Genomic DNA, 12,450 nt, shown 5'->3' with positions numbered 1-12,450 from the left:
AAACCAACATCGCGTTTTTCAGAGGCTGCGCATGATAACGCAATGTTGGTTTCACGCCTTGGGCTTCACGCTTCAAGCGACAGACTGCATGTGACGTGCATCAAGCTTGTGGCTTTTTGCCGGCGGCTTGCAGTTTCTTGTCGATCGCGTCCATCAGCATGCCGCCGATGTCGGTGCCGAACGCGTTGTCGATTTCGCGGATGCAGGTCGGGCTGGTGACGTTGATTTCCGTCAGGTGTTCACCGATCACATCCAGACCGACGAACAGCAGGCCTTTCTCACGCAGGGTCGGGCCGACTTGCGCGGCGATCCAGCGATCCTTGTCGGTCAGCGGCCGCGCTTCGCCACGACCACCGGCCGCGAGGTTGCCACGGGTTTCGCCTTGAGCCGGAATTCGCGCCAGGCAGTAATCCACCGGCTCGCCGTCGATCATCAGGATGCGTTTGTCGCCGTCGACGATGGCCGGCAGGTAGCCCTGAATCATGATCTGCTGCTTGCCGTGCAGCGTCAGGGTTTCAAGGATCACCGACAGGTTCGGGTGACCGGCGGTATGACGGAAGATCGACGAACCGCCCATGCCGTCCAGCGGCTTGAGGATGACGTCGCCATGGTGGTCGGCGAACTCACGCAGTACGTCCGGACGACGGCTGACGATGGTCGGCGGCGTGCACTGCGGGAACAGCGTGGCGAACAGCTTTTCGTTGCAGTCGCGCAGGCTCTGCGGTTTGTTGACCACCAGCACGCCGGCGGTTTCGGCCTGTTCCAGCAGGTAGGTGGAGTAGACGAACTCCATGTCGAACGGCGGATCCTTGCGCATCAGGATCACGTCCAGGTCGCTCAGCAGGTTGTCCTGCTCGGCGTCCAGTTCGAACCATTTTTCCGGGTTGGCGAAGACTTTCAGCGGCTTCATGCGCGCCCGGGCCTGACCTTCGGCCTGATACAGGTCGCGCTGCTCCATGTAGAACAGTTCCCAGCCACGTTTCTGCGCGGCCAGCAGCATGGCCAGCGAGCTATCCTTTTTATAGGAAATGCTGGCGATAGGGTCCATGACAATCCCGACGCGAACGCTCATTGGGTTTTCCTCGAAAATTGGCTACCGGATCGGTATTGAAAAAGTGCCGCCAGAGTGGCTCCGGGCGGGTTTTCGGTCAAGGAAAAACCCGTCGATAGATTGCATCTGGAGACTGTGCTAAAAAGGCTGGCATAGCGTGCTGGCCCTTGAGCATCAAGGGTTTCCAGCCATTACTCATCGCAAAACGGACAATTTGATTCGCAAAGGCGACGGTAGAGCCCCCTTATGGAACAGCAGTCCAGCGCCTTGAAGGTCATGGTGATCGACGACTCGAAAACGATTCGTCGCACCGCCGAAACGCTGTTGAAGAATGTGGGCTGCGAGGTCATCACGGCCATCGACGGCTTCGACGCGTTGGCCAAGATCGCCGACAACCACCCCGGGATCATTTTTGTCGACATCATGATGCCGCGTCTGGATGGTTATCAGACCTGCGCTTTAATCAAGAACAACAGTGCGTTCAAGGCCACGCCAGTGATCATGCTGTCGTCGCGTGACGGACTGTTCGACAAGGCCAAGGGGCGCATTGTCGGTTCTGATCAATTTTTGACCAAACCTTTCAGCAAGGAAGAACTGCTCGACGCGATTCAGGCCCACGTTCCGGGCTTTGCCGCCGTTTTGCCGCAGTAAGACACGTACAGTGACGCTCGGCCAGCGGGCCGGGAGTCGACAAGAAAAATGGGGAAGACCATGGCACGTATCCTGATCGTCGATGATTCGCCGACTGAAATGTACAAACTCACCGGCATGCTGGAAAAGCACGGCCATGAAGTGCTCAAGGCCGAAAACGGCGCCGACGGCGTGGCCCTGGCCCGTCAGGAAAAACCCGACGCGGTGTTGATGGACATCGTCATGCCCGGCCTCAACGGTTTTCAGGCCACCCGCCAGTTGACCAAGGATGCCGAGACCAGCCATATCCCGGTGATCATCATCACCACCAAGGATCAGGAAACCGACAAGGTCTGGGGCACCCGCCAGGGCGCCAGGGATTACCTGACCAAACCGGTCGAAGAAGACATGCTGATCAAGACTCTGAACAACGTGCTGGCCGGTTGATCGCGCGACCATGAGCGAATCGCTGACCGCGTTCGAACTGCTGTGGCAGATCGACCAGCGCTGCCGCCTGCTGGCGGCGGACCTGCCGTCGCAACCCGGCCGCCAGGATCGCTGGAGCGGCATTGGTTTTCGCCTCGGCGAGCACTGGTACGTGACGCCGATGGGTGAAGTCAGCGAAGTGCTGCACGAACCACGCTGCACTCAATTGCCCGGGGTCAAGCCATGGGTCAAAGGGGTGGCTAACCTGCGTGGGCGCTTGCTGCCGATCATGGACCTGTGCGGCTTCTTCGGCCACGAGCTGTCACCGCTGCGCAAACAGCGGCGGGTGTTGGTGGTGGAGCACAACGACGTGTTCGCCGGGCTGCTGGTGGATGAGGTGTTCGGTTTGCAGCACTTCGAGCAGGACAGCTTCGAACCGATCTCGATCAGCAAGCGCCAGGGTTCCAAGGCCGAGTTCGTCAAAGGCTATTTTCGGCGCGAGCAGAACTGGCGGGTGTTCAGCCTGTTTGCGCTGGCCAGGTCGCCGGTGTTCATGAGCGTCGCGATATAGCCGAAGCACCATAAATATATGGGGTGGGAGTCTGTGGCGAGGGGATTTATCCCCGATGGTTGGCGAAGCCAACCCAAAACCTGCATTCGCGATGTTCCAGATACCACTCAGTTTTGGGGCCGCTGCGCGACCCATCGGGGATAAATCCCCTCACCACAAATCCCACAGTGGACCGTGGCAGGTTTCATAGGCGAGGACCGATGACAAAAGCAAAAACAGGCAAGTCGGCAGAAGGGTCGCGCAGTCGTTCGCAGATCATCGTGCTGTTCATCGCACTGATCGTGTTCATCATGCTGCTGTTCGCCAACTTCGCCTACCTCAACACCCAGGCCAACTACGACAAGCAGTACATCGGCCACGCCGGTGAGCTGCGGGTGCTGTCGCAACGCATCGCCAAGAACGCCACCGAGGCCGCCGCCGGCAAGGCTGCCGCGTTCAAGCTGCTGAGCGATGCGCGCAACGATTTCGCCCAGCGTTGGGGTTATCTGAAGAAGGGCGACCCGGCCACCGGTCTGCCGCCTGCGCCGGCCACCGTGCGCCCGGAAATGCGCGCGGTGCAGCTGGATTGGGAACGCCTGCTGAAAAACACCGACGCGATTCTTTCCAGCGAACAGACCGTGCTCTCGCTGCATCAGGTCGCCGCGACCCTGGCCGAAACCGTGCCGCAGTTGCAGATCGAATACGAAAAAGTCGTCGAAATTCTCCTGCAACGCGGCGCCCCGGCGGCGCAAGTGGCGATGGCCCAGCGTCAATCGCTGCTGGCCGAACGCATCCTCGGCGCGGTCAACACCGTGCTCGCTGGCGACGAAAACTCGCAGCAGGCCGCCGACGCTTTTGGCCGCGACGCCACTCGTTTCGGCCAGGTGCTCAACGGCATGCTGCAGGGCAACCCGACCCTGAAAATCAGCCAGGTCGAAGACCGCGATGCCCGCGCACGCCTGAGTGAAATTTCCGAGCTGTTCCAGTTCGTCTCCGGCTCCGTGGACGAAATCCTCGAAACCTCGCCGGAGCTGTTCAAGGTCCGTGAATCGGCGAGCAACATCTTCAGCCTGTCGCAGACCCTGCTCGACGAGGCTTCACACCTCGCCAGCGGTTTCGAAAACCTTGCCGGCGGACGCAGCACCGACACCATTGGCGGCTACGTCCTGGGCTTGCTGGCACTGGCCTCGATCATCCTGATCGGCATGGTCATGGTCCGCGAAACCAACCGCCAGTTGCGCGAGACCGCCGAGAAGAACGAGCGTAACCAGAACGCGATCATGCGCCTGCTCGACGAGATCGAAGACCTCGCCGACGGTGACCTGACGGTGACCGCCTCGGTGACCGAAGACTTCACCGGGACCATCGCCGATTCGATCAACTACTCGGTCGACCAACTGCGCGATCTGGTTGCGACCATCAACCTCACCGCCGGCCAGGTCGCCGCCGCCGTGCAGGAAACCCAGGCCACTGCCATGCATCTGGCCCAGGCCTCGGAACATCAGGCGCAGCAGATTTCCGAAGCCTCGACGGCGATCAGCGACATGGCTCAGTCGATCGATCAGGTCTCGGCTAACGCCGCTGAATCCTCGGCGGTGGCCGAGCGTTCCGTGGAAATCGCCAACAAGGGCAACGAGGTGGTGCACAACACCATCCACGGCATGGACAACATCCGCGAACAGATTCAGGACACCGCCAAACGCATCAAGAGCCTCGGCGAGTCGTCCCAGGAAATCGGCGACATCGTCAGCTTGATCGACGACATCGCCGACCAGACCAACATCCTCGCGCTCAACGCGGCGATTCAGGCGTCGATGGCGGGGGATGCCGGACGCGGGTTTGCCGTGGTTGCCGACGAAGTGCAGCGGCTGGCCGAGCGCTCGTCCGCCGCCACCCGGCAGATCGAAACCCTGGTGCGGGCGATTCAGACCGACACCAACGAAGCGGTGATTTCCATGGAGCAGACCACCACCGAAGTGGTGCGCGGCGCGCGACTGGCGCAGGATGCCGGGGTGGCGCTGGAAGAAATCGAAGGCGTATCGAAGACCCTTGCCGCGCTGATCCAGAGCATCTCCAACGCGGCGCAGCAGCAGACCTCGTCGGCCGGGCAAATCTCGCTGACGATGAACGTGATCCAGCAGATCACCTCGCAGACTTCGTCTGGCTCGACCGCCACCGCCGAGAGCATCGGCAACCTGGCGAAGATGGCCAGTCAGCTGCGCCGTTCGGTATCCGGTTTCACCTTGCCGTCGGCGTCCGCGACGGACAAGGCGTGAGTGGAGTGGTTATGGGTGACCGGCACGACTATGTGGCCCTCGAATGGGTCAAGGGTGAAATTGCCGAAACGCTGAAACAGGCGCATCAGGCGATTGAGTCCGTGCTCGATGACCCGCACGCCGCGCCGGGCCTGGACGAGTGCCTGGCGTTTATTCATCAAGTGCATGGCAGTTTGCAGATGGTCGAGTTCTACGGCGCGGCATTGCTGGCCGAAGAGATGGAGCATCTGGTCGACGCCCTGCAGCAAGGGCGCGTCAGCCACCGCGACGAAGCCCTGCACTTGTTGCTGCAAGCCCTCGGGCAATTGCCGATTTACCTCGATCGGGTGCAGAGCGCCCGCCGCGACTTGCCGTTGGTGGTGCTGCCGCTGATCAACGATCTGCGCAGTGCGCGCGGTGAAAGCCTGCTCTCGGAAACCAGCCTGTTCAGCCCGCCACTGCCGGACTTGCCGCCGTTGAGCGAGGAAGCCTTGGCCGCGCTGGAGCCGGCCGAGTGGCCCAACGTACTGCGCAAGTTGCGCCAGATGTTGCAAATGGCGCTGGTCGGGTTGCTGCGCGAGCAGGATGACCAGACGCACCTCGACTACCTGGCGAAAGTCTTCCAGCGCCTCGAAGCGCTGAGCGCCAATGCGCCGTTGAGCCCGCTGTGGCAGGTCGCTTCAGCGCTGGTCGAAGGCATGCGCGAAGGCGCCATCGCCAACAGCCCGGCCTTGCGCAGCCTGTTCAAGGACGCCGACAAGGAACTCAAGCGCCTGCTCGAACAAGGCCCGCGCGGCCTCAATCAGCCGCCTCCGCCGGAGCTGCTGAAAAGCCTGCTGTTCTATATTGCCAAAGCCGAACATCCCACCGGGCAGATGCTGACCATGAAAGATCGCTACTCCCTGGACGACGCGTTGCCCGACAGCGCGATGGTCGACGAAGAACGCGCGCGCCTGGCCGGCCCCGACCGCGATGCGATGCGCTCGGTGCTGGCGGCGCTGTGCGAAGAGCTGGTGCGGGTCAAGGAGCGCCTCGACCTGTTCGTGCGCAGCGACCGTCAGCACACTGCTGATCTGGAGAGCCTGCTGGCGCCGCTGCGGCAGATCGCCGACACCCTCGCGGTGCTCGGTTTTGGTCAGCCGCGCAAAGTCATCATCGATCAACTGGCGGTGGTCCTCAGCCTGGCTCAGGGCCAGCGCGAACCGAATGACGCGACCCTGATGGACGTGGCCGGCGCGCTGCTCTACGTCGAAGCCAACCTCGCCGGGATGGTCGGCACCGTAGAGCCGGAAAGCCCTGAAGACGCGCGCCTGCCGACCACCGACCTGACACAGATCCACCAGATCGTGATCAAGGAAGCGCGCATCTGCCTGCAACAGGCCAAGGACATGATCGTCGATTACATCGACGCCGACTGGGATCGCCAGCAACTGCAACCGCTGCCGGAGTTGCTGACCCAGGTGCGCGGCGCGCTCGCGATGATTCCGCTGAGCCGCGCGGCGAGTCTGGTCGAGGCCTGCAACAGCTTCATTCGCGAACACCTGCTGCTCGATCCGCATGAGCCGGGCTGGCAGCAACTGGATCACCTCGCCGACGTCATCACCAGCCTCGAGTATTACCTCGAACGCCTGAGCGACGACCCGCAAGCGCCGAATGAACAACTTTTGGATGTTGCACAAAAGAGCCTCGCCAGCCTCGGTTTCTTTCCTGACGAGCCTCCCGGCGAACCTCACGTGCCGTTGCTCGACGATGTCCTCAGCCCCAGCGAAGCGCTGGTGATGCAGGACCTGCAGGCGCTGGACGATCCGCAGACCGTGCAGTCGCTGGCCGAGGTGCTGGCCAGTCCGGTATCGGCAGTCAACCCGCCGGCCTTGATCACCCCCGGCAGCCTGATGCCGCCGCCGCTCGATGAAGCACCGGTGGACGATGAACTGCGCGAAGTGTTCCTCGAAGAGACCGACGAGGTGCTCGAAGTCCTGCACGAATACCTGCCGCGCTGGACGGCTGACACCCGCGACCGCGCCGCCCTGACCGAGCTGCGCCGCGCTTTTCACACCTTGAAGGGCAGCGGGCGCATGGTGCGTGCGCTGATCCTTGGCGAGCTGGCCTGGGCCGTGGAAAACCTGCTCAACCGCGTACTGGAACACAGCGTCGAGCCCAGCGCGCAGGTGCAGCAGTTGCTCACGGACACGGTGTTGTTGCTGCCGGAACTGATCAGCGAATTCGCCACTCAGCGCCAGCGGCAGCGCCGCGATGTCGATCAACTGGCGGCCCGCGCGCATGCGCTGGCCAAAGGTGTCGAGCCGCTGGCGGCCGAAGACGTCGACGATGTGGCGGCCCTCGATCCGCTGTTGCTGGAGATCTTTCGCAACGAGGCTGAAACCCACCTCGCCAGCCTCAACCGCTTCCTCGATCAGGCCGCCGAGCATGTGCCGCTGCCGGCCAGCGACGAATTGCAGCGCGCCTTGCACACGCTCAAGGGCAGTGCGTCGATGGCCGGCGTATTGCCGATTGCCGAACTGGCCGCGCCGCTGGATAAGCTGGCGCGGGAGTTCAAGGCGCATCAGTTGCCTCTGGATCTGGATGAAGTGGAATTGCTCCTCGAAGCCGAAGGCCTGTTCCGCGTTGGTTTGCGCCAGCTCAAGCACGACCCGCTGGCGCCGATTGTCGGTGCGCAATCGCTGATCAAGCGCACCGAAACGCTGCTCGCCGAACGCCTGGAAGCGATCCTTAACGCGCCGAACACCGGCCTGCGGATCAAGCGCGATCCGCAACTGATCAACAACTTCCTCGCCCAGGGCATGGACATCCTGCTCGACGCCGAAAGCCTGTTGCAACGCTGGCAACAACACCCCGGCGAGCGCCAGGAACTCAGCGCGCTGCTGGATGAGCTGAGCACTTTGGGCGAAGGCGCGCACCTCGCCGATCTGCTGCCGGTGGATGTGTTGTGCGAAGCCTTGCTCGACCTCTATGGCGCCGTCGAAGAAAGCAGCCTGGCGGTCAGCGACAGGTTTTTCCACGAAGCGCAGAACGCCCATGAAGCGCTGATCAACATGCTCGACGAACTGGCTGCCGGCCAGGAAATTACCCCGCAGCCGCAGCGCATTCGTGCCCTGCACGAGCTGCTCGATGAAAGCCTCGACCCGTCAGCGATGGGGCTGATCCGCAGCGACGGCAGCCGCACCTTGAACATCAGCGAACTGGGTGCCGCCACCGCCGAACTGTCCCGCGCCAATGCCGAGACGGCGCCGGACGACGAGATCGTCGAGATCTTCCTCGAAGAGGCGGTAGACATTCTCGACAGCGCCGGGCAAGCCCTGCAGCGCTGGTTGAGCGACCCGGACAACACTGCGCCGCTGTCGTCGTTGCAGCGCGATCTGCACACCCTCAAGGGTGGCGCGCGGATGGCCGAGGTCGATGCCATCGGCGATCTGGCCCATGAGCTGGAAAGTCTCTACGAAGGTCTGGTAGATCGTCGCCACAGCTACAGTGAGCTGCTCGGACGCTTGCTGCACAAGAGCCACGACCGCTTGGCGCAGTTGCTTGAACAGTTGCACAACCATCAGCCACTGACCCCGGCGCAAGACTTGATCGAAGCGATCCGCCATTTCCGTCAGGGCCAGTCCGGCAGTGCCGAAGCGGCACAGCCGACGGCTGTACCCGACAGCGCAGCGCATGATCCGGAGCTGCTGGACATCTTCCTCGAAGAAGGTTTCGACATCATCGAAAGCTCCGGCGCGGCGCTGCTGCGCTGGCAGGCCGAGCCGGGCAATCGGCAGGAAGTGGAAACCCTGCTGCGCGATCTGCACACACTCAAGGGCGGCGCGCGGATGGTCGAGATCGGCCCGATCGGCGACCTCGCCCATGAGCTCGAATTCCTTTACGAAAGCCTCGCCACCGGCGTGCTGCAACCGTCCGCCGAACTGTTTGCGCTGGTGCAGCGCGGGCATGACCGCCTGGCGCAAATGCTCGACGGCGTGCGCGCCGGGCAGCCATGCCCGCCGGCGGATCGGCTGATCAACGCGATCCAGAATTTCAGCCATCCGGCGACCCCCGACACGCCGCCGTTGCTGCCGATTCCGGCCAAGACCGAACCTGCCGCACCCGCCGCCGATGCCGGCGCGGACATGGTCAAGGTCTCCGCCGAACTGCTCGATGAACTGGTCAATCTGGCCGGCGAAACTTCGATTTTCCGTGGGCGTATCGAGCAGCAGGTCAGCGATGCGCAAACCGCGCTGAACGAGATGGAAACCACCATTGAGCGCATGCGCGATCAATTGCGCCGGCTCGATACCGAAACCCAGGGACGGATTCTCAGCCGCCAGCAAGTCGATGCTGAACGCCTCGGTTACGAAGAATTCGACCCGCTGGAAATGGATCGTCACTCGCAGTTGCAGCAACTGTCGCGAGCGCTGTTCGAATCCGCTTCCGACCTGCTTGACCTCAAGGAAACCCTTGAGCGCCGTAATCACGATGCCGAGAACCTGTTGCAGCAGCAGGGGCGAATCAATACCGAATTGCAGGAAGGCCTGATGCGCACGCGCATGGTGCCGTTCGAACGGATGCTGCCGCGCCTGAAACGTATCGTGCGGCAGGTCGCCGAAGAGCTGAACAAGGACGTCGCCTTCATCATCGACAACGCCGAAGGCGAGATGGACCGCAACGTGCTGGAGCGCATGGCGGCGCCGCTGGAACACATGCTGCGCAACGCCGTCGACCATGGCCTGGAGTCAGCCGAAGTGCGGCTGGCGGCGGGCAAACCGGCGCAGGGCACAATCAGCCTGGACTTGTCCCGCGAGGGCGGCGACATCGTTTTCGATATTCGTGACGACGGCGCCGGGGTGCCGCTGGACGCGGTGCGGCGCAAGGCGATCAAGCGTGGCCTGCTCGCACCGGACGCCGAGATCAGCGACCGCGACGTGCTGCAGTTCATCCTGCAGCCGGGCTTTTCCACCGCGGAAAAGATCACCCAGATTTCCGGGCGCGGCGTCGGCATGGACGTGGTTCATGAGGAAGTCCGGCAGCTCGGCGGCACCATGAGCATCGACTCGGTGCCGGGGCAGGGCGTGCATTTCCGCATTCGTCTGCCGTTCACCGTGTCGGTCAACCGCGCGCTGATGGTGCAGTGTGGTGAGGATCAATATGCGATTCCGCTGAACACCATCGAAGGCATCGTTCGGGTGTTGCCGAATGATCTGGAAGCGCACTACCGCAACGATCCGCCGAGCTACCACTACGCCGGCCAGCGTTACGAGTTGTGCTATTTGGGCGAGCTGCTGAAAACCGCGCCACGCCCCAAACTGCTCGGCCAGAGCCTGCCATTGCCGGTGCTGCTGGTGCAGTGCAATGACCGGCACATCGCGGTGCAGGTCGATGCGATGGCCGGCACTCGCGAGATTGTGGTCAAGAGCCTCGGCCCGCAGTTCGCGGCGGTGCAGGGGGTGTCCGGGGCGACGATTCTCGGCGATGGCCGGGTGGTGCTGATTCTTGATCTGCTCGCACCGATCCGCGCGATGCAGGCGCGGATCGCCCAGCATCCGGCGCAGGCGGACATCGACAGCGAACCGCAGAAACCCCTGCTGGTGCTGGTGGTCGACGACTCGGTCACGGTGCGCAAGGTCACCAGCCGTTTGCTCGAACGCCACGGCATGAACGTGCTGACCGCCAAGGACGGCGTCGACGCGATGCTGCTGCTGGAAGAACACATGCCCGACCTGATGCTGCTCGACATTGAAATGCCGCGCATGGACGGCTTCGAAGTCGCCACCCAGGTGCGCCACGACGAACGTCTGCAGCACCTACCGATCATCATGATCACCTCGCGCACCGGGCAGAAACACCGCGACCGTGCGATGGCCATCGGCGTCAACGACTACCTCGGCAAGCCGTACCAGGAATCGGTGCTGCTCGAAAGCATTGCCCACTGGAGCAAGAAACATGCATGAGCGCCGCCACAACGCGCGCAGCAGCCAACTCACCGGCCTGCTGCTGCCACTGGCCGACCGCAACCTGATCCTGCCCAACGTCGCCGTCGCCGAGTTGATCGACTACCAGGCCAGCGCGTTCGATCTGGACACGCCGCCGTGGTACCTGGGGCGGGTGAGCTGGCGTGAGCGGCAGATCCCGCTGCTGAGTTTCGAGTCGGCGTGCGGGCAGAAAATTGTCATCGGCGAACGCGCGCGGATCGTCATCCTCAATGCTCTCGGTGGGTTGCCGCAGCTGAAATTCATCGCGCTGCTGGTGCAGGGGATCCCGCGTTCGTACAAGCTCGACAGTCAGTTGAGTTATGTCGATGTGCCGTTGTGTGCGCTGGAGCAGGCGGCGGTGCAGGTCGGGGAACAGGTGGCCAAGGTGCCGGATTTGTTGGGGTTGGAGCAGTTGTTGGTGGAGGCTGGCTTGGTTCACTGATCCAGCCTTTGTGCTGCCCTGACTGGCCTCATCGCTGGCAAGCCAGCTCCCACAGTGTCCGCGTCGTATGCGGATTTTGTGAATCACACAAAACCCTGTGGGAGCTGGCTTGCCAGCGATGGGGCCAGTTGAATCAGCAAATTCTTACAGGCAAATCTTCAATTTCTGCAGTGCAATAAACACTTTCCAGCACAGCTGTTTAAAGACACTCAGTGTTACGCCTCACCAGCCTACAAATCCTTGCGCCACTGCCTACGCATGCACCAGAATCCGCCGGCTTGTGCGCCCTCGGCAGCCTGCGTAACTTGATTGCGTCACTGATTCCCAGTGATCGGGTTTAGCAGCCCGTGGTTAATCTAAGGGGGCACATACATCATCGTCAGGCTCAGTGCCTGCATTCGATGGCGGCTGTGCGCAGGGCGCTTCGGCGCGCCGGCTTCCTTAGGTTCCCCGGTCTGCTAACCTGCGTTCAGCTGCCACCCCTTCTTTTAGCAGAGAAGCGGTTCCAGCTTTATTTCGGAACCTGAGAATGATTAAACCAACACCAAATCCGCCGCCAACAGATGCGGCATCCCCTTACGAAGCCCCCGAATCAAAGAAATTCCACGAAGCCGCCGAACGCGCCCTCGACCATTACCTCGGCCCGCCAAAACCCGACCTCATGGCCACGCCCTACACCCCCAACACGCTGTACATGGCCAACCCCGACGCCGACAGCGAATCCCTGCTGGCCGACGCCAGTGAATCGCTCGGCTCGGCCACGGTCATGCTCAACAACCATGCGGCGCTGGTGCAAGGCACGCACCGCAAGACCCTGCAAGGCATCGCTCAGGTGGTGATGGTGGCGGAGATGGCGGTCAATCGGGTGCTCGACAAATTGGTGCCAACAGACTGAAAAGCGCAGCATTCCCCTGTAGGAGCTGCGGCACGCTGCGATCTTTTGAACTTGATTCTGAAGATCAAAAGATCGCAGCCTCGTTTCACTCGACAGCTCCTACAGGGGATTTGGGTTGTCACATAGTGGTTGAACAACTCAAATCCCTGTGGGAGCGAGCTTGCTCGCGAAGGCGTCGTCAAACGTTACGCTGACCGTAATGATTCACCACCGCGCTTGATTGATGCCCCCCACC

The 12,450-nt window shown here is 62.2% G+C and carries 8 protein-coding genes; 7 read left to right on the top strand and 1 reads right to left on the bottom strand.

Annotation, left to right across the window (positions count from 1 at the left end; all coding sequences use genetic code 11):
• Window positions 1–100: 100 nt before the first annotated feature.
• Window positions 101–1,072 carry a glutathione synthase gene (gene gshB / locus HXW87_RS01110; RefSeq protein WP_041063511.1) on the bottom strand — a complete coding sequence of 324 codons (972 nt, stop codon included), beginning with the start codon at window positions 1,070–1,072 and terminating at the stop codon, window positions 101–103.
• Window positions 1,073–1,297: 225 nt separating this feature from the next.
• Between gshB and pilG the strand changes: the two genes are divergently transcribed.
• The 7 genes from pilG to HXW87_RS01075 all read left to right on the top strand — a co-directional run bounded on the left by pilG (window position 1,298) and on the right by HXW87_RS01075 (window position 12,215).
• Window positions 1,298–1,702 carry a twitching motility response regulator PilG gene (gene pilG / locus HXW87_RS01105; protein WP_041063509.1) on the top strand — a complete coding sequence of 135 codons (405 nt, stop codon included), beginning with the start codon at window positions 1,298–1,300 and terminating at the stop codon, window positions 1,700–1,702.
• Window positions 1,703–1,762: 60 nt separating this feature from the next.
• Window positions 1,763–2,128 carry a twitching motility response regulator PilH gene (gene pilH, locus HXW87_RS01100; protein ID WP_047297146.1) on the top strand — a complete coding sequence of 122 codons (366 nt, stop codon included), beginning with the start codon at window positions 1,763–1,765 and terminating at the stop codon, window positions 2,126–2,128.
• Window positions 2,129–2,138: 10 nt separating this feature from the next.
• Window positions 2,139–2,678 (top strand): chemotaxis protein CheW, encoded by a 540-nt coding sequence (locus HXW87_RS01095; protein WP_047297131.1) that lies wholly within the window; start codon window positions 2,139–2,141, stop codon window positions 2,676–2,678.
• 200 nt (window positions 2,679–2,878) lie between these two features.
• Window positions 2,879–4,933, top strand: a complete 2,055-nt coding sequence (locus HXW87_RS01090; protein ID WP_239778336.1) for a methyl-accepting chemotaxis protein — start codon at window positions 2,879–2,881, stop codon at window positions 4,931–4,933.
• A gap of 11 nt (window positions 4,934–4,944) precedes the next feature.
• Window positions 4,945–10,857: an Hpt domain-containing protein gene (locus tag HXW87_RS01085; protein WP_239779131.1), complete on the top strand. Its 5,913-nt coding sequence runs from the start codon at window positions 4,945–4,947 to the stop codon at window positions 10,855–10,857.
• Window positions 10,850–11,320, top strand: a complete 471-nt coding sequence (locus HXW87_RS01080) for a chemotaxis protein CheW (protein WP_086792248.1) — start codon at window positions 10,850–10,852, stop codon at window positions 11,318–11,320. The genes HXW87_RS01085 and HXW87_RS01080 overlap by 8 nt, the downstream gene beginning before the upstream one ends.
• A 529-nt stretch (window positions 11,321–11,849) precedes the next feature.
• On the top strand, window positions 11,850–12,215 hold the full coding sequence (locus tag HXW87_RS01075) for a hypothetical protein (protein WP_239778335.1): 366 nt from the start codon (window positions 11,850–11,852) through the stop codon (window positions 12,213–12,215).
• Window positions 12,216–12,450: the final 235 nt, after the last annotated feature.

Origin of the sequence: Pseudomonas sp. Y5-11, from assembly GCF_022368695.1 — a bacterium.
GTDB lineage: Bacteria > Pseudomonadota > Gammaproteobacteria > Pseudomonadales > Pseudomonadaceae > Aquipseudomonas > Aquipseudomonas parakoreensis.
The sequence above is the reverse complement of the archived record's forward strand: the minus strand, read 5'-3'. Positions and strand labels throughout refer to the sequence as shown.